Below are 26751 nucleotides of genomic sequence, written 5' to 3'. Positions count from 1 at the left end.
AGCTCCTATTAGCCTTTTACCACAGCTTGGAATGTGCGTATATTGCCATCGCGAACATCTCTTAGCGTCTCATTCATTTTCTTCAGCAATTCACCACTTTCACTAATCGCTTTATCCGCATTTTCAGACACTTTACGCGCAGCGGATGAAATGTCTTGCTCTATCATCGCGTTAGCACTTTGGGCTTTTGCTTCTGCCTGTGATGTTGATGCCGCCATATTCCCCGCACTATCGGATAAACGAGCGCCTTGCTCTGCAACACCACGCTTTATACTCTCTTTAGTAGCAATATTATTGTGTTCGTTAAGCTGATTTTGACCATAAGCTTTCGTACTGTTGGCGGCATCTTGACCATTTTTAGCGACTAATGCTTTTTGCCCCATTGTGGCTTGATCAGTTAGTTCAATAGACAATCCATCCTTGCCTTTTAACACAGCTCCACCATTGGTTTTACCCGTTAATGCATATGCTTGACCATTTAGCTGCGATAACCTGTCACCTGCATTGATATTGTTAATACCTGATTTTAAATTCGTATTAATTGATTTACTCTGGGTATGTAGCGATTTTGCTTGGAATGCTGCCCCTGCGCCACTCACGCCTAAAGAAACACTAAAATTGATAATAGCGCCTTCCATCATTTTTTTGCCTTCTTTAATTGTGGATGCGGCTGCTGCTTCTACCATTTTGCCACTCAACACATTAAAAGCGGTGCTTATTTGACGGTCAGAAATTTTTATCTCAGAGGCAACTTTACGAATAAGTTTTGATATTTCTACAATAATGTCACTACTTATAATTCCAAGAAATTGACGAGGCTTGGCTAAATCAACTTGCCCAATTGCCTTTTGCTCTGCTTGTTCAAAAATACGTTGCAATTCATTCGCAATTTTCGGTTGTAATAGGCTTGAGATCTGCTCAATATTTTCCATTTCTTGCACATCAAGGCTTGAAAGCGCATATATTAATTGCTCTGGCTTCATCTGCTCAATTACAGGTAGATTTAATATTGGCTTTTCAGATAGTTCATTCTCAATAAGTGATGGTAAATTAGACAAGCTGATTTCCTGACTTCCTCCTACCAACGTTGATGTAGGTATCTCTTTAGAGTTAGTTATTCCTCCAGTATTGAAGATAGTTTTATTTGAAATCGCTGGTTGCATAGTAATGGCTGTCATTTTAATTACTCCTTAATTTACGCATAACGCGCTGTTTTCATCATATCGACTTTGTTTTGGCTAGATTGCTGAAGACCGTTAAGCATGGTTGTGAACATTTCATCAAACTGTTCATAATTCTTTGACATGGCTTTAATTAACTGATTTAGCAACTCAGTAATGGCTTCTATCGCCGCATTGTTTAGCATCATCCCTGCAAGCATCTCCTTCATTTTTTCCCCCATAGATGCTGCATGTAAATTGAGTCCTCCTGTTGTTGCTGCACTGGCTACGGTTAGCGCAGCACCCGAGCCTTTTGCTACGACTTCCACTTTTGCCATCGCCACACTTTGATTCTTCACTTTCTCGATTTTTTGGGCTTTATCTATTGTTTTTTCAACAGTTTTTACCGTATCTTTCACATCATCAACTTTGTCAGCTAACTTAGTGAGTTTGCTTAATTTCGCAACGCTACCTGCACCATCCGCAACAGAATCACTCACTTTTACCATTTGCCCACCAATGGAGACTAAGTCTGAGGATTTCTCAGCTTTAGCCACCACTTGGCTAATCGCTTTGGTGACATGTTTTGCCTCATCAAACTTATCCGATAACTTAGCCAACTTAGATAGTTTCACCATACTGTCTGCGCTATCAGCAACTGAATCACTTACTTTGGCAGTATTATTTGCAATATTCCCTAATGCATTCGTTAGGTTTTTAGGCATTGCTTTAATAGTATTTTTTAGCAATGTCCCCACGTTTTTCATTAATAATTTAGCGGCACTTTTCACTGTGTTAACAATGTTTTTTATCATCGACCCCATTGAAATTAATGAGACAGCTAAGAACGCTACCGCGGCAACAATCATTCCAACAATGCTGCCGATCTGCTGCGCTTTATCTTTATCAACACCAAACTCAATCAGCATATCGGTTACTACAGAAGAAATTTCAGTTGCCAGCATTTGCATTAAGCTGCCATGTCCCGTTTCCTCCAGAACAATATCTGCAACTGACATCGCAATCCCAATGGCGGCAATAGCAAGCGTCAACGGTGCAGCAGCACCAAAAGTTGCCACCGTAGCAATCACTGAAACAGCCAATAAGACATAACTGAAAATTTTACTCGCACAAGAAGCGGCTTTATTTGATTCTGCCGCTTTACGTTCAGCTTCCGCGGCCTCTTTGGCTTTTTTCTCTGAGTCTTTCCGAGAGGCTTCATTGATTTTCATCATGACCTCTTCTTGCTCTTTCATGCTACGAATAGAGTCTTCGTTCATCGCTTTTTTAAGCTGGGCCGTTAGCATGGTTAAAAGTGCTAACGTGTTCTCCCATTTATCACCATCAATGTCAGGTCTGCGTGGTGCATTTTCAAAGAACTGGTTTAGCTTATGGCTATCTTCCTGTGCAATTTCCGCCTGTTTTGTTACCGACTCAGCTGTTGCCAGTACTTGAATATTTAATAGGTTGATTTGGTGATTTAGCGTGGCTATTGATTGGTTTAACTGTTGCTTATCTGCTAATAATTTATTGCTTTGGCTGGTTAACCCTTCAATTGTCTGAGTTAAAGATTGCTTTGCCTGTGACAATTTATTCAATGCTTCAATATCTTCTGCATCGGTGGAGTTGACTGGAGGTATGGTAATTAACTCATTGATTTCAGCTAATTGTTCCTGTGCAGTTTGTAGCTTAAGGCCAGCCTGTTCGAACTGTTCTTGTAAAGAATCAGATTGTCTGTTTAAGCTATTTAACTCCGCTCGCAGTGTTTTATCTTCTTTTTGCTGCTCCTCAAATTGGTCATGCAAGCTACTCAATGCATCGGTGTTTTTCTTAAAAGTATCTAAAAGGATATTACCTTGTTCTCTGATTGATTCAGACTCTACATTCAGTAGCTTTATTTTGTTACTCAACTCACTAATATTCCCTTCGTGCAACAATTGGCGTATTGTTGAAAAAGTTTCTATCAGTAACGACTTTGCATTAAAGCTTTTTTCTTGCTGAGGCGAATTTGCCCCTTGCGGGTTTGCTGTTTTAGCCATCGCCCGCATTTTTGGTGCATTTAATTGTGGCGAATTTTCAGCACGAGAACGTTTCATTTGTTCTGTTGAAGCTAATGCCCCGCAGGCTTCTTCTAAGACTAGAACTGATTTCGTGATATCTTCCGTCAAAGCTAACGGGTTCTCACCCTTCAGAAAAGTGTGAATATTTTTTATTCGTTCGCTATTTCCACTATTTGAAATATCAACCATTTTTATATCCTTAAGTATTAGAGCTTGGGTCCTTGGGCTCTACTGTTGCAAGATTTTTCTTTAATGCCGTTAAATAAGCCTGTGATTTGTTTTGTAAATCAACATCAGTACTGCTTTCCAATACACTTTCAAAGCAATGCAGTGCCGCACTACTTTTCTTCATCATTAAATTACACTGCCCCGCATGGAATAACGGCCTGTAGTCGTCTTTGGCAAGAACAAACGCTAAAGCATACAATTCAGTGGCCTTGTCATAACGTTTCGTTAATTGATAAACTGCAGCAAGCCCCATGACATAATCTGTATTATAAAAATCATAAATACTTAAAAAGCGGAAAAAAGTTTCAGCCTCTTTTAATTTTCCTTGCTGATAAAATTCGTAAGCATAGGAATAGATACCGTCCATTGTACTTTGTGGGATACCATGGATATCTTTATAAGTCGCACCATCCATTAGTGCTGTTGTGATATTTCCGAGCAATTCGTCCATATCAATATTTTGTGATTCTTCATATTGGGTATTATTCATTTATTTACCTTTGCATTAATATTGAATATATGATGCATTTTTACTTTTGCATCATAATTAATCAGATTTTTTTTGGCTTTAAAAAAACGATTTATTCTATGAATTATTTAATTTCATTCGAGAAAATTATAAATCAATGTCTTTCCTTCCTCATTAATTCATTCAAAGCTTCATCCACATCTATTCCCATTTGCACTAATTCGACCCTAATTAACCAAGATATAATTTGCATGATTTCCTCTAACCCATTTTCATCTATAAAACTGTCTTTCTTATATAACCGCCAAATGTTCCTTGCTAAAGGAATATCCCTAACAACTGGGACACCTTGTTGCTCAGCATATTTAATAATAGCTTTAGCTTGCATGCCTCGACTTTTTGACAGTAAAAAAGGTAATGGAGCAATATCTGAATCATAATAAATTAACATTGCAATATGAGTGGGGTTGGCCATAACAAATGTCGAATTACGGACATTAGATTTAACTTCTTCTGATAACAACTCTTGATGCAACCCTCTACGTGCACTTTTAATATGAGGGTCCCCTTCGTTATCTTTATACTCTTTTTTAACCTCTTGTTTTTCCATCTTTAAGTTTTTAATAAATAAGAAAAACTCAGTGATCATATCCACTAAAATAATCAACAGTGCAACAGACAAAAATACCACAATAAATGTAGTCGATAAACTTGCCCATTGATGGATCATCCCATCGATGACAGTACGATAAAGCATAAAAATATCGTGCCGCCAAAGATAAAAAAAGACCACTGCAGATACAATAAATACAATTAAATATAAAAATGCTTTGATCAGTTCTTTTAGTGAGTTCAAAGAAAATATTTTTTTTAAGCCCGCGATAGGATTTAATTTAGTAAAATCAAGCTTTATTGCTTCTGTTGCGAGCCTAAAACGGCTTTGTAATAATGAAATTATTGTTCCCGCTAAAAAACATGCTAGTAAAATAGGTAATAAAACACCAATAAAAATAACAAAAAACTCCCAGAGTAAAGTATCGATATTAATATTCGACGGTGATTGTAGTATTTTCCTCATTAAAAATGCCAAGTCTTCTAAACTTGTCATTCCATCGAATACAAAAGCACTTACGACTAATACAATTGCTGCTACTGAATCTTTACTTTTATAACTTTGCCCTTTTTTAGCGGAGTCTTTAATTTTTTTGTCAGTAGGCTTCTCTGTTTTCTCTGCCATAATTTTTCACCATAGTTCTTAGCCTAATTAAAATTAATCAGCAAGAAAAACACTTTGTAATGGTGACAATGAAATCATATTTACTAATATATCTGGCACTTCATTTTGAAAATAAAGTAAGAATACAATAAATGCAATTATTGATTTTATTGCCAATGATAATGAAAACGCATTTAATTGAGGACAAAAGCGGGAGTATAAACCTAGTGCAACCTCTGTAATAAATAAAGTTACAATAATCGGCGCAGCTAAAATAACACCTTTTAATACCATGTTATTCAACCATTCCCCCAGAGGCAGACTATTAAAAGAGGAAAACCCTTGCCCCAATGGCAGCAAATGATAACTTTGTGCAAAAATTACAGAAAGTTGATACATCCCTCCTTGCGCTAAAAATACCATACAAACAATGTAACTCAAGAAAACAGCAAGTTCAGACGCTTCCGTCCCACTTGCAGGGTCAACAATACTGCTAATGGTTTCACCACGCTGAGTGTCAATTAGCTCACCAATCACACTTGCGATCATAAAAGGTAAACCTAAGATGAAAGCCAATATTAAACCGACTACGATTTCATATAAAAAAATTTCAGCTAAATTTGTTTGATCCCATTGAATATTTGCCCCTGCAAAAAATGGCCATAACCCCAATGCAATATACATAACTACACAGTTTTTGATGACCCCTCCATTTAATAGCTTATTGCTAAAAAAAGGCAAAAAGAACATCACGGGCGCTATTCGTAACCATGCTAATGCTAGTTTTATGAGTTCCTGCTGAAACAAAAAAAACAAATATGATGCCAGCGAAACTAACTCTTGGCTCATTAGAATAACCCTACCGCAGGAATCGCAATGGTAATTGCCTCTATTGTATAATTTATTACCTTATCGGCTAACCACCCGGAGATCATAAATAACGAACCAAATACAGCTAATAGCTTAACGCCAAAAGGTAGCGTTTGTTCTTGCAGTTGGGTCACGGTTTGTATTAACCCTACTAATAACCCGACAACCGTCGCAACAATGACAGGGATTGCTGATAAAACAACAATTAATAACATTGCTTTATTGCTGATATATACAATTTCATCCATATCAATATCCCACGTCAATGCTGTGCAAGTTCAAAATATTGCATTACCAACCCTTTGGAAATTAACGTCCATCCGTCAATAGCAACAAACAAAATTAATTTCACAGGAACTGAAATAGTTACAGGGCTCATCATCATCATTCCCAATGCTAATAGAATGCTGGAAATAACTAAGTCGATAACAACAAATGGTAAGTACACATAGAAGCCAATTTCAAATGCAGATTTAATTTCACTTAACGCATAAGCAGGTAATAATGAAAATAATGTTGGTTCGGCTTCTTCTTTACTAATTTCGTCTTCAGTACGCCCCTGTTGAAGGGATTCGAAAAAAGTCACTAATTGTGGGTCAGAATACTTTTGCAAATACGTTTTATAGCGTCCTAGCCCGTCATCAACAAAGTTATCAATCGATTCAACATTACTAAAATCGACGCTTTCTTGGCGCATATAGTTATTCACGTCCTGCAATACTGGCATCATCACAAATAGAGATAATAATAGAGCAATTGCATTCAATACCATGGTCGAAGGAACTTGCTGTACACCCATTGCATTACGAACCATAATTAATACAATCGATATTTTTAAATAGCACGTTCCTGCGGCAATAATAAAGGGTAATAATGTTGAAAATGCAACTAATGCTAATAAAGGGATTTCTTGTGGTACCGTTGGCATATTAAACCCTTGAGTCACCTAGGCTAATTATGCGAGTGATTTCCAAACCTAATTCACTATCATCACCTAAGTAAATAAGCTCACCTTCAGCAACGAGTTGCTTATTTGCATAGACTTTAACTTCGCGTTCTTTATTTTCCCCAATAGAAAAAATAGAACCTGGTTGGATATTATTAAGCTCAGTAACCGCAATATCACTATGACCTAATACAAATGTAAGTTTGACATTCATATCCGCTAAATTAAATGGGCGTTCAATTTCATCTTGATATTCTTCTGTCGGTTGAGTATCTGTACCGTCTTCTTGTAATAATATTTCTTCAATCATAAATAAGCCTTCTTCTTGTTTTTGGAACCGAGCAAATACACGCCCAGCGACCAACATGTGCAACTGTAGTTGCTGAATATAAAGTGCGTCTCCCAGTGCTAATGAACGCAGTAATGAGAGGCTAATATAACTGCCCCCTAACACCCAATCAGCGAGGAGTGAGAGGTTTTCCAAACCACCATTTGCTTGCTCACGTACTGCCAAACCGTCAATTGGAGCACAAAGAAAAGCCTTTCCAAGATGCTTTTCTTTCACAGACAAACTAAACTGGTTAATCGCGTTACCATCAATAACTTCAACCGATTGGTAATTAAACTGGCTATCAAAAAAGCATTTGTCCTTATTTTCGAAAGCAAAAATGTCACAGAGCATTTGGCTACTTAATGAACTCCATGCATAATGCGCCAAGTCAGGCCAGCGATACCGGCACCAATCCTCAACATGCGTCAACACATTCACCTGTTGCATTTCCTTCTGTAAACACACATTGAAATAACGCTGCTGTGAATGTGTACCGTGGGTAACCACCTCGACTTGGTATTGTTGCTGCCAAGTTTTTAACTGCCTTTCTCGCTGACTGACTCGCCGAATTTTCAACATATTTAATCTTCTTCTTGCTGATGCTGTTCCTGCTGACGCTGTTTTTGCTGTTGGTCATGCTGACCGCGTTCTTGTTCTTGGCGGAAATAAATATTTTTTTCACTACTTAATAAATGTTTATTGTCCTGCAACACATGCTGTACCTCGCGGCTATAGGTAGAGGCAATAACATCTGTTTTTGTCGCTAATTCAAACGTTACCGACGGTGCATTCTTCCATTGCTGAAAGGTATAAGTTAAGGTTCGCGGTGAACTCTCATTCACTTGAGCATTCTTAATTGCATTACTATGCTCAATCCATTGTTCCACCTTTTGCGCGGTCGAGGACAGCTCGCTAGCTGGGGTCCCCACGGCAACCTGAGCCTGTGGCACCATCGCAACTTCAACAGGCATCGGGCTATTTCGAGCTATATTAGCGCCATCATTATTTGTGTTCTCTTGCAAAACGGACTGGTTTTTCTCACTTTTCGTCAGAATTTGCATAAAACGCTCTGTGGATATTCCTGCATGCTCATCAACACTCGGTTGGTGACCTTCTAGCATTGTTTCTAAGGCCGCTACCCCATGCTCATTACTGCTTTGCCCCTCACTACTTGTCTGTATTGACTCTGGTGACCCCATCATTTTTTCAGCGGTAATCACCTCTGAGATAAATGGCTTTTCGGGGGACAACAGGGTAGAAAAAACATGCTGTTGACCTTTATTCGCAACTGAAGCTTTCACATCATTTTCATTGTTGAATAAATTTAACACCGGTTGTTCAGTAGCCTCACCTTCCATTGCGCCGGATGAACGCAATAAGCTATTCGGCTTTAACACTGCATCAGAATTGTGTGTATGAAGAATTGGCATACCACTCATATTGATTAACGGAATATCATCATCTAACAGCGTATAATCTTCTAAATCGTCTTGAACATCGCCTAGAATCAATGTGCTATCTTCCTCATTCCCCTCTAATAACAACGGGTTAGACTCACCGTTAAGTAACCATGTGCCATCTATCTCTAATTGGGGAGTAAAATGTTCTACAATCAGCGCTTCCACTTGTAATACATTCTGCGGTTCAGTTTCCAACATCATGTGGTCTGTATTTTGGGGTAAATAGCGTAAAGGCATAGAAACGACCGGCTCCGCAATCCCCATAGAAGCAGTATATTGCCCCCCTAAACATAGGGTATTACTCGCAAAATCGGATTGTGTTTTTGGTTTAAGTAATGTCTTTTGTGCAAAAACATTTGCGACTTTCTTAGCGAGTCGCTGAAAAGAAAGAGCATTTGCGTTTTCTTTACCTTGTTGGTTATAGCCATGTGTTGGTTTTACGATTGCTCCAACTAGCTCAGTGGTATTATTGATTACTTTTTCACTCGAAAGTGATTTAATTGCTGACATGAACAAATAGCTCCTCTATTTCATGTTGCTGCTGACGCTCTGATTTTAAACATTGTTTAGTACGTTGCTGTTTGAGATATTTTTGGAATTTTTCACACTTGTTGTGTAACAAAAGTGCCTGTGCTTTTATTTGTTCTGCTAATTGTTGGTATTTTTCTATTTGTACCGACATGCTGTCGATTTGATATTCAAATTGCGCAATATTTGCCAAAACCGCAGCTTTGAGGCGTTGGCGTTCCCAAAATGCAATCGGTTTTAGTTCTTGAGACTTTTCATATAAAATAACTTGTGCCGCTAAAATTCTGACCCGCTCCTGAACTTCGGAAATATTTTGCTGTAATTCATAGATAGCTAAGTTTATTTTTCCTTGTTCTTGCCGTGTTTTATCTAAGCGGCGCTCAGTGAGAAGTAATAAGTTTTTAACACTCATGACACTAATCGATTGAGTTGCGTCAATATATCTTCAGAACTTTCAGGCTGTTCCATCCCTTGTTTTAAAAACATTTCAATATCCGTTTGCTTTGCTAGTGCCCTATCGTTATCCACATTTTCCCCTTCACGGTATTCACCTAAATCTAAATACAACTGAAGTTGCTCAAGTTTCCCAAGCATTTCACGTACTTCGCCCGCGGCTTTTCTATGCTCTAGTGAAGTGACTTTGGGGAAAACACGGCTGATACTTTGCAAAATATCAATGGCGGGATAATGACCCCGGCCAGCAAGTTTATGACTAAGATAAATATGTCCATCGAGGATTGAGCGAATTTCGTCACCAATAGGATCAGCCTCATCTTCACTCTCAAGCAAAACCGTATAAAAAGCCGTGATGGCACCTTGTTTCAAACGCCCGGGACGTTCGAGTAACATGGGTAATTGCTCAAATACAGAGGCAGGGTATCCACGCCTTGCCGGTAATTCCCCCGTTGCCAATGCAACATCTCGTAACGCCCTTGCGTAGCGCGTCATGGAATCAACATATAGCAACACGTTACGCCCTAAATCACGGTAATACTCCGCAATAGTCGTCGCTAATAATGCGGCATTGCAACGCTCTATTGGCGGGCTATCCGATGTGGCATACACTAAAATAGTTTGTGCAGCATGAGGGGAATGCTTCAATTCCTCTATAAACTCAATAACTTCTCGACCTCGTTCCCCAATTAAAGCCACCACATGAATATCCGCACTAGCATGGTTAATGATCATATTCATCAATGACGTTTTTCCACTTCCCGCCGCAGCGAAAATACCAATTCTCTGCCCTAAACCACAGGTCAATAGCCCATCTATTGCACGGACACCTGTCATTAAAGGCTCATCAATTGGACGCCGTTGTGTAACGTTAGCCGGTGGACTATCAATTCGTTGCAAACGGTTATCAAGATAAGAAACTTCATCAGCATTCTCAGTTAATTGTCCAACTTGCTCACCCGCCGCATTAAAAATTTTCCCTGCCAACGATTCATTCACAGAAAAAACAAATGGGTAGCCACTTGGGCGAATAACCACCTCACGCGTTAAACCTTGAATACGCCCAATTAAACTTAATACCGTTAAACCTTCTTTAAAGCCCACAACTTGGGCTTTCGCAATAATCTCTGGATACGAAATAGACCGTTCGATAAAACAAATTTCACCAATAAACACCCCTTGTAGGGGTGCTTCAATTAGGCATCCATGAATGCGCGCAGGATGCGCGCAGATATCAAAGAGTTTCATTTTTTATCTTGATAATTTAGGCTGAAAGTTGATCACGCAATACATTTGCGCGCTCAAAAAACTCTTCAAAACTATTTGAAAATAATGACATTTCATTCAAAGCTGAATTTTTTAAAACTGCAGATAAAATAAGCGTGTCATCAACCAAATTTAAAGCAGGCTGACCAACTTGGAAATTATTAGGCGGATACTCCATCATAGATTTCAATAATAAACCGCTCACCGAATCTAAACGGCTATAATTACACTCTGATAAAGCACACCAAATAATAATATCGTCCGATGTTAGGTCAATATTAATTGCCGGTGAATCATTCATTTCTAATTGAATATTCGAGTGGCAATCTAATTGGGTATTAATTAAATCATCACGTCCCATTTCACCTAAATATTCATTTAGTACTTCTACAAAACGGTATTTCATATTTTTATTCCTTATGTTTATTTGATAATGTTTTACTATCGGTAATTGCTATTGGTTATATTGTATTAATAACGTTAACTTTTACGGTCTCAGAAACTTCATTGAAAGAGAGCACTTCCAATTCAGGGAATCGAGCCTCTAGGATTTTTTTAACAAAACGGCGAATATCAACTGGCACTAACATGCTGATATCTCTAACAGACAAGTAGCTATTTTCTAACGCTAGCTCAGCTGCTTGAATCAACGCATTACTGGTTTCTGGTTCAAGGTGTAAATACACCCCTCCAGATGATTGGCGAATTCCTTGGCGGATCGTGTCTTCAGTCACTGAATTGACCATTAATACATTTAAACGCCCCTCGACGGCAAAACGCGAAGAGATATAACGCGCCATACCACTGCGAATATGCTCAACTAACATCAAACTATCTTTTTCTTTAGGTACCCATTGCACCAAATTTTCAATAATGAGCTTCATGTTCCGTACTGATATTTTTTCCATCAATAAACGCTGGAAAACCTCTGTAACCTTCTGTACTGTTACATGGCGATAACACTCTTTCAGTAGTTCAGGGTATTTTCTCTCAAGGTCGTCAAGTAGGTTTTTAGTTTCTTGGATACCAAAAAATTCATTAATATGACGCAGCATCAAGGTACTAACACAATCAATCATTTCCGTAATATCATCACGGCTATATAACCCTAGTTGTTCAATGCTTTGTTTCTCTTGGTCCGCAACCCAATGGCTCGTAACACCATATTCATCAGTGTACTTGGTTAATTCGATTCCAAGATGCTCCAACTCATCCGTTTGTGTTAATAGGCGATGACCATGAAAATAAATATCGTATTCACCCGCTTTAACTTCATTAATTAAAACCACAATTTTATTTTCGGGTACAATAGGAGAGTAATTAATCGCAATATCAGGAATACGATACCCATAACGAATAAACACATCTTTTTTCATTCGCGTTAGAAAACGATGTTCTTCTAAATGCGTTTTATAATCCTGATTAACAGAAATAATAATGGGTAGTGTTTCAGGAATATATTCTTCCTCAAATTCTTGATTTGCACGCTGAGTTTCCCCTTCGGTCACTTCAGGATTAACACACTGACTTTCTTGTTGGGTCTCATGAGTTTTCTTCTTACGGTTTTTGTAATGACGAACACCAAACAACCCAAAAAGAAGAGCAGAGAGAAGTAAAAATATACTCGTCGGGAAGCCCGGCAAAAAGCCCATGAAAAATACAATTAAACCAGTAATTAAAATAGTAAAATTGTTGGCAAATAGCTCAGAGACAATGTTTTCCCCTAAGTTTTTATCATTGCCCCCTACACGAGTGACAATAAAGCCCGCACTAATAGAGATCAGCAGCGCTGGAATTTGTGCAACTAAACCATCACCTATCGTTAATAATGAAAAAGTATTTAAGGCCGTTGATACATCCATACCTTGCTGGGCTGTCCCAACAGAGATACCACCAATTAAGTTTACAAAAATGATAACAATACCGGCGATAGCATCCCCTTTAATAAACTTCATTGCACCATCGAATGAACCAAATAACTGGCTTTCTTTTTCTAAATCGCCTCGTTTCTCTTTAACGGTTGCCTCATCGATAACACCTGCACGTAAATCTGCATCAATACTCATTTGTTTACCAGGCATCGCATCCAAAGAAAAGCGAGCGGCAACTTCAGCAATACGTTCAGAACCTTTGGTAATAACGATAAATTGTACGATAGTCACAATGGCAAAAACCACCATCCCAACGACTAAGTTATCTTGAATAACAAACTCACCAAACGTGGCAATAATATCCCCAGCATCCGCCTCTAATAGAATCAAACGACTAGTACTAATTGATAGCGCCAATCTAAATAATGTACTTATTAATAATATGGATGGAAATGATTGAAAATTCAGTACCCGTGTAATATAGAAAGAACTCATAAAAATGAGGACTGAAATCATAATATTTAAGCCAATTAATAAATCGACCAATATTGTAGGTAATGGAATAATTAACATCGCAATTACCATCACCATAATAACCAATACCATTAACTCTGGCCGTTGGCGGATTTGTAATAAAAATCCAGTTATGCTTTTCATAGAGTTATTTATTTCCTATTTTTATTTTTTGATAATTTCTTGTGCCACAATGTCATTCATTTGTTTTTTTAAATGTTCCAATATTTCATCCCTTGATTCCAATATAGGAAATACCGAAATCGGAATAGTAGAAAAGGCCAAAAATACTAATTGCAAAAACCTTGCTCGCGTCTCTGTGTGCATGAACCGTAATTCTTTATTCACAAATATGACAATTTGCTCTTCAAAATCAGCTAGCCCACGAATACCGCTAATAAATATTTGGCTGAGGGATTTCTCTAACACCAATTTTTGGTTATCTATTTGATAACGAAAAAAATCCGCTTGAAAAATTTTCTGGCTAAAGATGCAATCAAGAGATTGCAGTTCACGTAAACGACCAACTCGAATAAAAAAATTACCAAATTCACTGATATTCACATCACCAAGCGGCAATGCTTGTAGATCACACGCTAAGGCTCGAGCCAAATAACGCATCATATTTTCCCGCTCTTGGAGTTCCATGACTTCAACCCATTGTTCATATAAATATACGACAGGGCCGTCATAACCAATGAATTCACGGTAAACACTACGCAAGTTCCCTGCGCTTTGTTTCAATTTTTGAGCAAATGCCTTGGCAAGTAATGCCACGTTAGCGCCAGCTTGTGCACTACGCGCATTTTCTTCATTCAATAATTGCTCATAAAGTGTTTCGAGATATGCTATTTGCTCATTTTTAAACTTTTTTCGATGAATTAATGAAGCAAGCGCCATTAATAAATCACTAGGATCTGGAAAAAATTGCAATAATAAAGTGCGTAATTGCCGAGGATTCATTAACTGCTTATTTAGCAGAGCCTCAATTTGGGTAATTTTTCCATCTGCATTGCTATCTAAAATACGCTCAGCAAAGCGCATCCATTCTTCTTCAGGGTCTTTACGAGAACTTCCTCTGCGAATATGGCTTGCCGCTAACATGGCCATTGAGGCATATTCGCTGCTGCTGTCAATGACCCCTAACCCTCGGGTTACCTCGTCACTGTCGTCAGTATTACTCTTCGCTGACGCCCTGCTTTTATCTTGCGTACCAACCGAAAAACGGTTGCTATAGTTCAGTGGCGTTATTGCCATGACTCGCTCATATACTGTTGGAGAAATTGTACCGTGCCATGCAACTGACTATTGTGCTGTGTAATACGCGTTTTTTCTGAAAACTGACGCCCATCCCAAGCTTCGTTTTCATCTAATAAACGCGGTTGGATCAAAAACAACCTTACCATTTTTTGCTGATTAACTGACGAGCTACTAAATAAGCCGCCAACAAAAGGAATATCGCCTAGTCCAGGAATTTTGCTTTCATTTTCAATATATTGTTCACGCGTATAACCACCGATAAGTAAACTGCTGTCTTTCGCGATACGAGCAACAGTATTAATGGTCGTGCGGTTAATCGATGGCAACCCCTCAACACTTGAAGCTTTACCATCACTTCCATGACTTTGTGCACCGTCTTCAATGTTAACTTCCATTTCGACCTGATGACCCGCAGAAATACGAGGCATCACACTGATCATGGTTCCGTAAGTCACTTGCTCTAATGTCGCAATGCGCTCACCTTGTAACTTAGCGTAAAAACTGGTGTTGTTATCGAATAAAGCAGGAATGTTTTCTTGAGTCAATAAAACAGGACGTGACACAATATGCCCATTTCCCTTTTTACTTAATGCATCAATCTGTAATAAAAAATCTTGGCTATTTGATAGTGTGCTACGGTTAAATGCGACAGCCCCTCGACCCGCTTTAAAGGTGCCAACTTCCCAATTCACCCCCAAGTTGTCTAACTCTGATCGTGTTATGTCAATAATCCACAAAGATAATTCGACTTGTCGACGACGAGTATCTAAGGTCCTAACCAGTTGCCTAACATAGTTAATTTGTTCTTGGCTACCTTTGACAATCAAACTATTGCTATCAGAGTGCGCCACCAGCGAGAGTACATTTCTCCCTGACGAGCTTTTCACTATCACTTGTTTCTGTGATGGAACACTTTCACCAATAGGAGCATCTAATAATTCATCAATTGAATCTTCTACTGAGTTCAATTTGGCTGGCTGAACATTAATCGTTTCTTCAACGGTGTTTCCGTTATCTTTAAATAAAGCTGAAATGACCGTTAACATGCCAGGTACCGTTGTACTTTGGCCGCGCGATGTATAGCTTCGGTCAGTAACTGAGGCATGTTTTAAAGAGATAACCACAACCTCACTGCCCACTTGTTCTTCTTGTTGAATCTGCTTATCTAAATACAGTGCCGCAGCCTTAATTAGCTCAACATATAAAGGCGGCCCCGAAACAAACAATAAGCTATCACCTCCTTGAGAACGAACAGGAAAGCGTTCATCATAAATGCCATTACGTTGAATATAATTGAGAACCTGCCCACTACTAACACCATGAGTCGGTATAATCGTACTGCGCATTTCACTATTATCGTAAACATAAATACTGGCACCATCGTCATACCACACTAATGCAATACGGCGAGTTAATGCTTTAAACATCTCATCCGCATTGGCTAGATTAAAATTGCCCGTTACTTTTTTCTGTGCCGCTAATTTACTTAAAATAATAGGCTTGTTTAATTGCTCAGCGACCGCCTCAAAAACTTTGCCAACAGCAATATTATTTGCAACAAATGTGTCATGGTTTTTTTCTTGAGCTACAGGTTGTGCAACAAAAACTTCAGACTGAGCTGAATAACCACTCATCGATAATAAAAGGAGTGCCAGTAATACCACTCCTCTTTTGTTACTGCTCATATAAATTGTCTCCAAGATGTCTTATTTCTGAAGGGGTAAGTCCCAACTCTTTTTTAAGATCATTGGTGAAGTGTGAGGCAGAGCAGTAACCCGCTTCTAATCCCACATCCAAAATTGAGCTTTCACTTTCAATTAATTGCAAAATAGCGTTTGCCATGCGAACACTCATAATCTTTCGCTTCGCTGTTTTATTAAAGTTTTCTCGATAAAGCTGTCTAAAATAAGAGGCTGAAACTCCATAACGAGCACAAAGCTGATTAATATTGGCATTTTTATCACTCTGCGCTGCAGAAAGAATAAATCGCATCATTCCGTAGGCTTCATATTTACGCAATATATTGCACCAAAACTCAAATTCAGGTTGCTCTCTAATGACTAAATCGATGACAACATTTTTAACTGATATGGTTGTAAAAAACTCTTCATCCAATGGAATATATTCTTGTACTATTTCATTACTAGAACCACATTTCGCTTTCTTAGAAAGGAAAGATTGCTTTGTTGCAGTATCAATAACAGCAAGAATTTCAACTAACTCTGATAACTCTATTGAGTAAATATCCCAGTTTGGGTTGTTATTAGTACTCAACACTGCATCATTGGCGATAAATATAGCGTTTTTTTCAAATTGAATATTTAAGTTTGAATATGGAGATTTATAACAAAAAGTCGCTGCTCCCTCAGAGGGAACTGCCAAAATCAGTTTATCCTGCAAAGAAAAACAGAGATCCCCATGTTTCAATAATGCAGCAATGTCTTTCTTTAGCATTATATAAGCCCTTTCTATTGATTAATATTTAGAATCAGGGTGCGGGATGCTCGCACAAAACACAAAGGAATAAAGCAGAATACTTCATACTTTGCCTCCTCACCCCTTAGTGTAAATGAATAAGATCTATTCAGCTGACTGAATAATATTTTCACTGTTTAATACGTTTAAATAATTTTATTGAGATTACATGTATGACAGACATAAATAACCGCACTTACATTATGAGGATCGCCAGTGGTGAAATGTGCGATCAGGAAATAATAATAAATTTAGATGCTAACTTGATTATTATTGGTGAGGATAATGATTACAAAACTAATATTTCTGATGAAGGGTTCACGAGTTACTCGATACCCAGCCATCAGGAAGCTTTTACCTTCTCAATCATTTCCTATGAAGACCAGATCGCGATTGACCTTCATACTAAAAATCAAAGTAAAATCATCCCAATCAATCTGCATGAGACTGTTTTAAAAGAGCTATTTCCTTTTGCGATTAAACGTATCGATACACCTTGGGAGCTCCCTCTTATGGAGGAAACTATTCCAGACAGTACTATTAAAACAGAAAAAATGAGGCATAAATTTAAAAAATCGCCATACGCCAGCAAAATAATAATCGGTATATCAATAATCACACTGGCATTTATCGGTTTCATGTCTATTCCCTATAATTCCGAAACAACAAAAACAATAGTAGAGAAAAAAAGACACGCTATTGAAGAGTTGATTAATGGAAACCATTACCCAGTCGTGGTCACTGAAGGCAAAAAAGATGAAATCCTGGTTTTAGTTAAAACTCAAAGGGATTTAGATTGGAGCATGCAACGTCTATTAAAATCTAAGTATCGCAATCAATTTAAAATAAATAAAATCAGTTATGTTGAATATGAAATAGAGAATAAACTAGCAGAATTCATTCCTAACTTGTTAAAAATAAATATTGATAACCCATGCAACCCTACTATAAAACTATTAAAAGAAAAAATATCAAGTAAAGAAATAGAGTTTATCAACCAAACATTCTCAAGTTATTTTCAATGTTATAGTAAAAGTGAATTTAAAACTTCAAACATTGATGAATTAATAAAAAAATCCGAACTAGGATTAACAGAAAGTAATGTTCAATGGCATAAAATAACCGAAAATAACAAAACAATCTTCGTTATTAAAGATAGTTTAAATGACAAACAAACTACTTCATTAATAACTTTCGTAAGTTCGTTTTATCAACAATGGGGAGAAAGACAAATTCAATTTTCTATTTCATTAGCCAATAATGAATTAACAGGCAAGTCTTTTATCACAAAATCCAATGGTTATATTTTATTAGGTAACAACCATTGGTTATTCAATTCAAATAGATTTTAATATTAACAAAAAAGAGGAAGTTATTATGCCAACTACTGGTTCAACTACAGGTTCAACTACAGGTTCAACTACAGGAGAATGGGACGCATCAACCTTCGAAACCATCGACTCTATACGAAGTAAATATGGGATGATGTACCGTGCTTCCGCTGGTATCAGTACAAGAACAAAAGCGATCGCAGACGAATTACATGCTATGCTTAATAATTCCACACTTGAAGTAGACAATCCATTAGTACTAGGTCAGATTACCGCATTAAGTGGTAACTATAATATGGCACGTCAATTACAAAGCAACGTCATGAAATCGATTAAAGACGCCGCTCAAGCAATCATCCGTAACGTTTAATAAGCCTATAAGGGAGCTGTTATATATAGCACCCTTATTTTCTATAGGATAAATTTATGATTACCCCAATATCACTTTCTACATTACCTAATATTACCGATGATATTAAAACAGCAGTACCGATAGGTTCATTTGAAGACAAAGTAAAACAATTATTTGCAGAATATACTGCAGCAGCTAGTAATGAAAAAGCCAATTTAATTAATCAAGCCAATAATACAGATGTCAGTAACCCAGCTAAATTACTTGAAATTCAAAATCAAGTCGGTAATTACAATTTAGCCATGAGTATGGTGAGTACACTAACACATAAAAGTGTTTCCGCGATTGATACGGTATTAAAAGCACAATAAGCCATGAATATTTTAAAGAAACTACTGTTAATTAGCTTTGTAGGTTTATTACTGGGGTGTGATAACCAATTACTACTCAGTAACTTAAGCCAACGGCAAAGCAACGAGGTGCTAGCGATTTTGCAGGAGCATGGCGTTGAAGCTCACCGTAAACACGATAATAAAACGGGAGACTCCATTCGAGTTTCCCCCGACAACTTCGTGATTGCTGTCGACTTATTGCGCCAGTATAACTTGCCATCAAAAGACCCAGTCGAAATTATCCAAGCCTTTCCTGGTGATTCACTGGTCGCTTCTCCGCAAGCAGAGCGAACACGTTTACTTTCTTTGATTGAACAACGCCTTGAACAATCATTACTGTCTATTCCACAAGTCGTCAATGCCAGAGTACATGTCAGCTACCCATTAAATGGCAATGGTTCGGCTAAACAAGTACAAAAAATATCAAGTCTGGTGACATATTCAGGGAATGAAGACCCCAAGATGATGATGAATAAGATCAAACTGTTTTTAAACAGTAGCTTTGCAGAAACCACTTACGATAATGTTTCTGTGGTGATTGTTAACCGACCACCATTGCAATACCAAATTAAATCAGAACCGACAGGTTTAATTAACCCAATCATTCTGGGTGCCATTATTAGCATTATCGTTTTATTGTTTGGCTTATTAGTTTTTATCTGGAAGCGCCAAGCAAATAAAAAAGCCCCCATAAAAATGGTTGAGAATGCGCCCAATGCAGAGACTAAATAAACTCCTTATTCAACAGCAAGATATTTTTCTTGCACCTGGTAGCTATTTCCACTCGGAATTTAATGGTGATTTTTATCATCAATTACCTGTTTTATTACAGGAGCAGCATAACCACAAACTGATAGAACAATACGCATTACCCAGCGCAAACCCTCGTACTCCCTTATTGCCTAACGTACTATCCATACACTGGAAGCAATTACCCATTGTGGCAGTGCACATTGGAGGGGTAATGCAAACTGAGTCTCAGCAACAATCAAGGAAATTACCAAATAGTGAAACATTACGCCGATATTTCCGCAGGCCATTAAATGCCCAAGATATATTAAACAATAATGCACCTACCGCATTAATTGCATTAGGTGCTGCAAAGGTTTTATCGAGTTTAGCCCCTTTTGGCAGCGCTTATATCCTACGTGCTAAGTATATGTTTAATCGTGAAATTCAACAAATGATCCCAGCACATAGAGAAACAATGTTGCCTTGGAATATCATTGAAGAAATATGCCATTATATTAATAGAAACAAAAACAATGAAAATACCGCCATCAGTTAAAGAGACTTCACAAGAAAGAGTGTTAATTAAAAAACGAGCTTTAAGTGCCTCTCAATACCAAAAAAATGTAATTCAATATGCTCAATCTAAGGCAAATGATTACTACCAGCAGGCAGTAAGTGAAAAAGAAAGCATATACCAAACCGCTTATCAGCAAGGTTATAATGATGGTGCTAAACAATTACTTGCCGATTTCATTGAAAGCCTTAATAACAGCGAAATCGCATTACAAAAACGACTTAGCCAAAGTGCAGAACAACTTGAAACGTTACTCGTTAAATTGTTTAGTGACCCACGCATAAAGGATATTGTGGCAGATTATTTTCTTCATCAACAGGAAAACCCTTGTAATATAAACCTACACCTTCCCGCTGATATGCAACCCTTTTTGAAAGAGCAGCATTCTGGAATACAAGTTCAAACAAATACAAGTAGCACAACCATTGCATTAGAGGTAGATAATAAAATTTGTTATTTTTCGCCATCAATTGCTGCCAAAAATACGTTACCGCAAATTTTTTCTGTCGCTAACCGCTGCCAAATTATAGAAAAACGGAAAAAAGCGTATCAAGCGCTAATTACATTATTGAACATTCATCGAGGCGAACATGACTCTATTAGTAAATAATCTAAACTCATCACCACTGTTGACGTTAACGCCAGAACTTACTTTGTCATCGAAGCAAGACATTCAACAAAAAATGACAGCGGCGTCCAACCCAACCTCTTCATCTACTTTAAATGATAAAAAAACTACGGCTATCCCCATGTCATCGGAGACAAAAATGAAAATTGATCTTTTCATTAATCAATTAGAACAAAAAGATAGCGAGAAAGAGTTCTTTGCCTACTTTTTTAAGACCATGATCCACTTAAGTAAAAATGAAAAAGAAGAGTTTATTGCTGGAGCTTCTCAAGCCCTTTCATCACGCCCAGATGAAAAAGTCCCGTCACTTAATGACCGATTTAATAAAGCTTTAAAGCGTTATATCTCAATCAGCCTGATGAGTGCACCTATATCAGAACAACTCAACCGTAATATTGGTCAGATAAAATTAGAAACTGATGATGAGGATGATGTTGAGATCATTTAATTTTACCGCCCCCATCAATTTCAATTGTTGGGGGTATTATCAATCATTAATAAATTTCGTCTTAATTTTTAATAAAAAACATACGACCTGAACTCGCCCAACAAAAAAATAAAAAATATCACTATTTTTTTGATATATATACCCACCATAAATGCCTTAAATTTACCCTGTTGTCATAATATGTCTTAATATAAAAAAACGACCTTATTTTTATGTAACATCATTTTTTTATATTGAAGCATATATTATCGCCAGTTAGGGTAGATATGACTTATTATCAGTTTATTAATTATGGAAAAATGTATGAGTAGTGTTGATTACAATGAAATCGAGCCAACGGTCTTATTAGCTGAACAAGTCGTTTATGACCCATTAAAAAGAACCCTTTCACGAGGGAAAATATCCGCTAATCTTACCGAAAACGAGTCTTGTTTATTAAAAATATTATTAACTAAGACAAGCAACAAGAGAGAAGTTATGTATGAAATTTGGGAGAAAAGAGGAACTATTGTGACTGAAAGTAGCTATTACAAGCTAGTTAGGCAGTTACGCCAATCTTTTAAAAAGGTTGATTTAGACGAAAATTTGATTATGACCTTACCTAGAATTGGCATTTTATATACTGGGGAAAAATCAGAGATGCCTATTTTATCAAAATACAATTTAGGAAACACATTATATTCTTATATTAAATGTTTCTTCCAGAAAATCTTTGTCCGTTCATTCCAATAAGTTGAGTTATTATCATGCTAATTATTAAAGCATTAAGAAAAGCATATAAGTCTTTGTTACCTATATTATTTATTAGCACATTGTTAGGCTGTAGCTATTTTCCTAAAAACTTTCTAAGCAACACAGACCACCAATTACAAGGGGAGATTTATTCACAGTCAATCATTCCTGAAAATTCAGAAATTACTCTATCTATCAGCCCAATAGATACATTAGCATCACCAAAAGAGAGTTTATTAAACTATCAACTACACACCAATGAAGCTAGCAAGGTCATTAGTTTCAAACTCGATTTACTTGAGGAGCTTGTTAATAATGCTCCAAATTTAGGCATTAGCATCCGAGTTGAAAAAAATGGTGAGTTAATCTTGATGAACAATAAAGTAACAGAATTACCTAGGAGTTTGTCAGAAAAAATCACACTTTCAGTATCATCAACAAAATAAGTATATAAATAATAATTCAATTAAAATTCCGTGACGAGTTTATACAAAAAACAATATCATTAATGAAATAACCGCTCAAATAAAACCATAAAATAAATTAATTATCACTCTATGACGTTTATTTTAGCCCCAAGGATGGAGCTAGGTATTTCCATTGAAATACACCATAAACATATTCTTAATTTATTCTATTCGGAGCTATTTGATGAAAACCGGAGCACGGGACCCTATTCCTAAACATTACAAAATAATAACTTGGCTAAATATTATTAGCCAAATTAATTTTCCTTTGGCCTGTACCTTCACCCCAATTATGGCGAGTAGTTCAAATAACAATAACGTTAAATGGTTGCCAAACACCGCCTCTCTAAACTACCGTCAAACCCAACCCTATGTTTTAAAAGAGGGAGAAAGCACGGCGACCATCGCTAAACACTATAATATGTCCGTGAATTCACTAAGGAAATTGAATCAATTCAGTACCTTCGCCCATTCATTTGAACAATTAAAGCCGGGTGATGAATTAGATATCCCCATGGCTCCCCTCCCAACAATCCAGTGGGATGATATAAAACAGCCCCAACCGGCAGCAACGCCAACCCCCGAAGAAATGAAGTTCGCTCAATTCACCACTCAAGCGGGTAAATTTCTCTCAAATAAACCCAGTGTAGATTCAGCCGAAAAGCTAGCTCGCAATATGGCGATGTCAACAGCAAGTGATTCTATTCAACAATGGCTAAATCGAACTGGCAACGCTCAAGTTCGGCTCGAGGCAGACAAGGATTTTTCACTCAGCAAGATTCACGCATTGGCCTCAACATTAACTATTATTTAGGAAAAACGTGAAAACAACATATTGACTCAGAAGCTGTTAGTAAGCTTCGTTCATTAGTTGGCAGTCGCTACGATTTTGTTAACCGAAATAATAATATCATTCTACAATATCAAAAAAGTGATGTGATCCACCTGTCATTCACTGATGTTATCACTGGTTTTGCGGGAGAGAAAAAACCTTTACCTTTCAATGTGAATAGCAAGAATGGCTTCGATCACGTCAAATCGTTAGCCCCTCAAGTCGTTGCAGCCGTCGGTCAAATTATTGATGAAAAAAATGGCAAATACAGCATCATAAAGCCCGACTATAAATTTGAAGTTAATAAAGATGATAGCAATAATAAATGTAAAGCGAATTTGGATATCTTTAGAAACCCGCGACATTTTATGATCCAGCCAATCACTAAACTGGATATAGGCAGTAAAAAATTACTGACGCCACTGCGTATTAACCATACCGTTGAACACGTCAAAAATAGTGCAGATAATGTTGATTTTCAGAACTATTTTGAATTTACCACGTCAGGACGATATAAATTCAATAGTATCGAGAGAAAGTACTCTGTACTAAGTAATTGTTTACGCAGTGAGTATGGAACGGGGAATCTAAAAACTCATTTGAAATTTGGTGATAAATCAGCAACTGTTAACGAAATAGAATTTTATTGGGAAGGAGGAAACCGATATCCTCATAAACCTAGTATTTAAATAACAACTTGATTTAATCACTAAGCCAGTTGCTAAACTCAACTGGCTTTTTATTGAGTCTCACTGTGTTTTCCCTTCGCATATCAAAGGAAAATCATCTGCTGAACTTTCAACCGCACGCTTAGCTAGGCTCTCCAAGGAAGCAAATAATTGCTGCGCTTCCAGTTCAGATAGATCAGCGGCTAAGTAGTCATTCCACTTATCTAACTTATCATTCAATTCACCCACGATAGTGTGACCAAGTGGCGTCAACGATATATGGTAAGCCCGTTTATCAGTTTGGCTATTGGTTTTCACTATCCAGCCTTTGTCTAAAAACTTACCGATCCCTCGCGTTGTTACCGATTTATCCACCACCATCGCTTTCGAAATTTGTTCTAGTGTAGAGGCATCATATTGATGAACATGTAAAATCATCAAACATTCAATCGCATTGAGCCCATAAGGCTCCCCCATCCATTTCATATAATGGTGAGCCGCTCGACTGATCACCCCAAATACCCGAGCCTGTTCTGTACGCATAAAACCCTCTTTAGTTGATTTTATCAACTAATTAGTCGATAATCACACCGCAATTGGTTGATTTTATCAACTACTAACCCATTTAACACGCCAAATTTATCGATAATCTATGCCACATAATACAAATTTACTGCTTCGCTTAGGGTTTAACCCTATGCGCTTTCGTTTTGCTATCATTACCGCTTGCGCATCGATTGCCGCCCTTTTTATTGCACAATATTTACAACTTGTTCACCCACAATGGGCCGCTATGACCGTCTGGGCCTCAGCACAACCTTGGCGTGAAAACCTACTGGAAAAAAGTTGGTGGCGTTTCGCGGGAACCGTGATAGGCGTATTAGCTGGGGTGGTATTAATTCAACTACATCTCATCAACCCCTTATTGTTTATCGTAGGATTAGCTATGTGGTTAGGTGCATGTAGTGGCATAGGCCAACTACAAAAAGGCTTCGTGGCCTATGGTACCTTTTTGGCAGGTTACTCTGCGGTGATGGTCAGTATGCTCAGTGTTCACAGCACCGATGACTTGTTTATGGTAGCTTGGGATAGATTGTGGACAATCCTTGTCGGAGTGCTTTCAGCGGTGGTATTCAATTTTTTGTTTACCCCAAAACGTGAACAAGAACCTGTGATTACCCTTAAAAACCAAATTGATACGCAGTTTTATCAAGTTATGCACCAAGTGATCGAGGAAAAAAAGCCTATCAAACAACAGGATATTGAACAACTGTGGCAGGCAATGGTGAGCTATGAAGATATTTTAGAAGCTAACCGTATTGGCTGGCGTTATCACCGTAAACAGGTCGCCAAAGCACGGCAAAAACTTATTTCCCAAAGCCAGATATTGCTACACTTAGAACAATTTCAATCCATGCCATCTTTCTATTTCCCATCACAGGAGCCCACGGATACCCAATGGAAACATATTTTATCTTTGTGCCCGAATGGTGCGCTCAAAACACTGCTAATCCCCCTTTACTACGCAATGTTAGGTAAATCAATCAAACGCACGAATCAAAATGACCCGCTAAAACTTCATCAAAATAAGATTTCTGCTTGGCATGCTTTTACGCGTTCCTTTGTTACCATAGGTGCCGTGGGGGTTTTGTGGCTATGGACACAATGGCAAGCTTTAGCCTATCTCACACTCGGTCTTTCCGTAATGTTAGCACTGTTTGCTTCTATCGATTACCCAGCAAAGTTTATGAAATACATCTTTACCGGGCAATTTTTTGGCGCGATTGTCGCATTAATTTGCACTTGGTGTTTATGGCCTTTCGCCTCATCATCATGGCAGATGACATTGTTAATCATCCCAGTAATCATCAGTGGCGTTGTGATTTATTCACACAATAAATTAATTCTGATCGCATTTGACTACATCATGGTTTCGCTGATTTTACTACAACCTAGCTACCCATTTCCCCTCACATTTGCGCAAAATGTGGGTAATGCTATCGCAGTGGTATCCGGCCCGCTCGTCGCGATGGCGGCTTTTGCTTGGATTTTCCCAACCAACCCTAAAAAACGTTACCAGCAATTAATTCATCTCTCAGAACAGCAATTTAAGCAAGGGATAAATTTGCTATTAAAAGGCAACAAACCATCAACAACCCAGATAATGCATCGCTTACTTAGCGGGTTATTACTAGCAAGGAAAAATAAACAACCTTTTACCTCTACAATACATTTTTTTGAAATCAACCATGGTATTTGGCTAAATTTATTTATCCTTAACAAAAAATTTGCCCATTCTCCATCCAAGAAACGTGCATTACTTGTCCTTGAAAAACGAATACAGCAAAATCACTTAGAACCTAATAAGCTAAACCAACTTATTAATCGGTTACAAAACCAAAATAAGCCGATTAAAGAACTTGAACAATTGAAAGAATACTTAATCAAGAAAAACTCAATGCATTGTTTTCTCTCCCCCTGAAGGAGGT

The 26751-nt window shown here is 37.6% G+C and carries 29 protein-coding genes; 12 read left to right on the top strand and 17 right to left on the bottom strand.

The window, feature by feature from the left end; all coding sequences use genetic code 11:
• Positions 1–8: 8 nt before the first annotated feature.
• The 16 genes from P3L56_RS01055 to P3L56_RS00980 form a co-directional block, all read right to left on the bottom strand.
• Entirely contained in the window at positions 9–1178 is a 1170-nt protein-coding gene (locus tag P3L56_RS01055) for a hypothetical protein (protein WP_129466914.1), read from the bottom strand.
• Positions 1179–1195: 17 nt separating this feature from the next.
• Positions 1196–3409, bottom strand: a complete 2214-nt coding sequence (gene sctE, locus P3L56_RS01050; protein ID WP_129466913.1) for a type III secretion system translocon subunit SctE — start codon at positions 3407–3409, stop codon at positions 1196–1198.
• A gap of 10 nt (positions 3410–3419) precedes the next feature.
• Complete coding sequence (gene sicA / locus P3L56_RS01045) at positions 3420–3938, bottom strand: type III secretion system translocator chaperone SicA (protein WP_042843355.1); 519 nt, start codon at positions 3936–3938, stop codon at positions 3420–3422.
• Between the two features lie 133 nt (positions 3939–4071).
• Entirely contained in the window at positions 4072–5154 is a 1083-nt protein-coding gene (locus P3L56_RS01040) for an EscU/YscU/HrcU family type III secretion system export apparatus switch protein (protein WP_131680907.1), read from the bottom strand.
• A 33-nt stretch (positions 5155–5187) separates the two neighbouring features.
• Positions 5188–5982 carry a type III secretion system export apparatus subunit SctT gene (gene sctT / locus P3L56_RS01035; RefSeq protein WP_071547587.1) on the bottom strand — a complete coding sequence of 265 codons (795 nt, stop codon included), beginning with the start codon at positions 5980–5982 and terminating at the stop codon, positions 5188–5190.
• The gene (sctS, locus tag P3L56_RS01030; RefSeq protein ID WP_210831752.1) at positions 5982–6251 is read right to left on the bottom strand and encodes a type III secretion system export apparatus subunit SctS; all 270 of its coding nucleotides are present in this window, start codon (positions 6249–6251) and stop codon (positions 5982–5984) included. Before sctS ends, sctT begins: the two co-directional genes overlap by 1 nt.
• Before the next feature lie 14 nt (positions 6252–6265).
• A complete protein-coding gene (locus P3L56_RS01025; protein ID WP_042843350.1) occupies positions 6266–6931 on the bottom strand; it encodes an EscR/YscR/HrcR family type III secretion system export apparatus protein in 666 nt (221 codons plus the stop codon).
• A gap of 1 nt (position 6932) precedes the next feature.
• Entirely contained in the window at positions 6933–7859 is a 927-nt protein-coding gene (locus tag P3L56_RS01020; RefSeq protein ID WP_042843349.1) for a FliM/FliN family flagellar motor switch protein, read from the bottom strand.
• Between the two features lie 2 nt (positions 7860–7861).
• A complete protein-coding gene (locus P3L56_RS01015; protein ID WP_129466910.1) occupies positions 7862–9250 on the bottom strand; it encodes a hypothetical protein in 1389 nt (462 codons plus the stop codon).
• On the bottom strand, positions 9237–9680 hold the full coding sequence (locus P3L56_RS01010) for a hypothetical protein (protein WP_042843347.1): 444 nt from the start codon (positions 9678–9680) through the stop codon (positions 9237–9239). Before P3L56_RS01010 ends, P3L56_RS01015 begins: the two co-directional genes overlap by 14 nt.
• Positions 9677–10969 (bottom strand): type III secretion system ATPase SctN, encoded by a 1293-nt coding sequence (gene sctN / locus P3L56_RS01005; RefSeq protein WP_210831751.1) that lies wholly within the window; start codon positions 10967–10969, stop codon positions 9677–9679. Before sctN ends, P3L56_RS01010 begins: the two co-directional genes overlap by 4 nt.
• 16 nt (positions 10970–10985) lie before the next feature.
• Positions 10986–11393, bottom strand: coding sequence for a type III secretion system protein (locus tag P3L56_RS01000; RefSeq protein ID WP_048605518.1), 408 nt, complete (start codon positions 11391–11393; stop codon positions 10986–10988).
• Positions 11394–11448: 55 nt separating this feature from the next.
• A complete protein-coding gene (locus P3L56_RS00995; RefSeq protein WP_042843342.1) occupies positions 11449–13515 on the bottom strand; it encodes an EscV/YscV/HrcV family type III secretion system export apparatus protein in 2067 nt (688 codons plus the stop codon).
• 21 nt (positions 13516–13536) lie between these two features.
• Complete coding sequence (sctW, locus tag P3L56_RS00990) at positions 13537–14628, bottom strand: type III secretion system gatekeeper subunit SctW (RefSeq protein WP_048605520.1); 1092 nt, start codon at positions 14626–14628, stop codon at positions 13537–13539.
• A complete protein-coding gene (gene sctC / locus P3L56_RS00985; protein ID WP_166687011.1) occupies positions 14619–16316 on the bottom strand; it encodes a type III secretion system outer membrane ring subunit SctC in 1698 nt (565 codons plus the stop codon). The genes sctW and sctC overlap by 10 nt, the downstream gene beginning before the upstream one ends.
• Positions 16306–17085, bottom strand: coding sequence for an AraC family transcriptional regulator (locus tag P3L56_RS00980; protein ID WP_042843339.1), 780 nt, complete (start codon positions 17083–17085; stop codon positions 16306–16308). The genes sctC and P3L56_RS00980 overlap by 11 nt, the downstream gene beginning before the upstream one ends.
• Positions 17086–17279: 194 nt before the next feature.
• On the opposite strand from P3L56_RS00980, the gene P3L56_RS00975 reads away from it, so the two are divergent.
• From P3L56_RS00975 to P3L56_RS00925, 11 genes are all read left to right on the top strand, one after another.
• Positions 17280–18458: a PrgH/EprH family type III secretion apparatus protein gene (locus P3L56_RS00975; RefSeq protein ID WP_129466906.1), complete on the top strand. Its 1179-nt coding sequence runs from the start codon at positions 17280–17282 to the stop codon at positions 18456–18458.
• Positions 18459–18483: 25 nt separating this feature from the next.
• Positions 18484–18807, top strand: coding sequence for an EscF/YscF/HrpA family type III secretion system needle major subunit (locus P3L56_RS00970; RefSeq protein WP_129466905.1), 324 nt, complete (start codon positions 18484–18486; stop codon positions 18805–18807).
• A 56-nt stretch (positions 18808–18863) separates the two neighbouring features.
• A complete protein-coding gene (gene sctI / locus P3L56_RS00965) occupies positions 18864–19160 on the top strand; it encodes a type III secretion system inner rod subunit SctI (protein WP_164975530.1) in 297 nt (98 codons plus the stop codon).
• A 3-nt stretch (positions 19161–19163) separates the two neighbouring features.
• A complete protein-coding gene (gene sctJ, locus P3L56_RS00960) occupies positions 19164–19913 on the top strand; it encodes a type III secretion system inner membrane ring lipoprotein SctJ (RefSeq protein ID WP_129466904.1) in 750 nt (249 codons plus the stop codon).
• Positions 19897–20469: a hypothetical protein gene (locus P3L56_RS00955; RefSeq protein WP_071548810.1), complete on the top strand. Its 573-nt coding sequence runs from the start codon at positions 19897–19899 to the stop codon at positions 20467–20469. The genes sctJ and P3L56_RS00955 overlap by 17 nt, the downstream gene beginning before the upstream one ends.
• A complete protein-coding gene (locus tag P3L56_RS00950; RefSeq protein WP_129466903.1) occupies positions 20447–21097 on the top strand; it encodes a hypothetical protein in 651 nt (216 codons plus the stop codon). Before P3L56_RS00955 ends, P3L56_RS00950 begins: the two co-directional genes overlap by 23 nt.
• On the top strand, positions 21078–21563 hold the full coding sequence (locus tag P3L56_RS00945; RefSeq protein ID WP_129466902.1) for a hypothetical protein: 486 nt from the start codon (positions 21078–21080) through the stop codon (positions 21561–21563). Before P3L56_RS00950 ends, P3L56_RS00945 begins: the two co-directional genes overlap by 20 nt.
• A 303-nt stretch (positions 21564–21866) precedes the next feature.
• On the top strand, positions 21867–22295 hold the full coding sequence (locus P3L56_RS00940) for a transcriptional regulator (RefSeq protein ID WP_129466901.1): 429 nt from the start codon (positions 21867–21869) through the stop codon (positions 22293–22295).
• 14 nt (positions 22296–22309) lie between these two features.
• Positions 22310–22741 (top strand): hypothetical protein, encoded by a 432-nt coding sequence (locus P3L56_RS00935; RefSeq protein WP_272686186.1) that lies wholly within the window; start codon positions 22310–22312, stop codon positions 22739–22741.
• A 205-nt stretch (positions 22742–22946) separates the two neighbouring features.
• Positions 22947–23576, top strand: coding sequence for a LysM peptidoglycan-binding domain-containing protein (locus tag P3L56_RS00930; RefSeq protein WP_166685475.1), 630 nt, complete (start codon positions 22947–22949; stop codon positions 23574–23576).
• A 122-nt stretch (positions 23577–23698) separates the two neighbouring features.
• Positions 23699–24283, top strand: a complete 585-nt coding sequence (locus P3L56_RS00925) for a hypothetical protein (RefSeq protein ID WP_198861058.1) — start codon at positions 23699–23701, stop codon at positions 24281–24283.
• 60 nt (positions 24284–24343) lie between these two features.
• Here P3L56_RS00925 and P3L56_RS00920 read toward each other — a convergent pair whose 3' ends face one another.
• Positions 24344–24805 carry a MarR family winged helix-turn-helix transcriptional regulator gene (locus P3L56_RS00920; RefSeq protein ID WP_042843327.1) on the bottom strand — a complete coding sequence of 154 codons (462 nt, stop codon included), beginning with the start codon at positions 24803–24805 and terminating at the stop codon, positions 24344–24346.
• Between the two features lie 109 nt (positions 24806–24914).
• Between P3L56_RS00920 and P3L56_RS00915 the strand changes: the two genes are divergently transcribed.
• A complete protein-coding gene (locus P3L56_RS00915; RefSeq protein WP_129466896.1) occupies positions 24915–26744 on the top strand; it encodes an FUSC family protein in 1830 nt (609 codons plus the stop codon).
• Positions 26745–26751 lie beyond the last annotated feature (7 nt).

It is taken from the genome of Providencia sp. PROV024 (assembly GCF_032709665.1).
Taxonomy (GTDB): Bacteria; Pseudomonadota; Gammaproteobacteria; order Enterobacterales; family Enterobacteriaceae; genus Providencia; species Providencia huashanensis.
The sequence above is the reverse complement of the archived record's forward strand: the minus strand, read 5'-3'. Positions and strand labels throughout refer to the sequence as shown.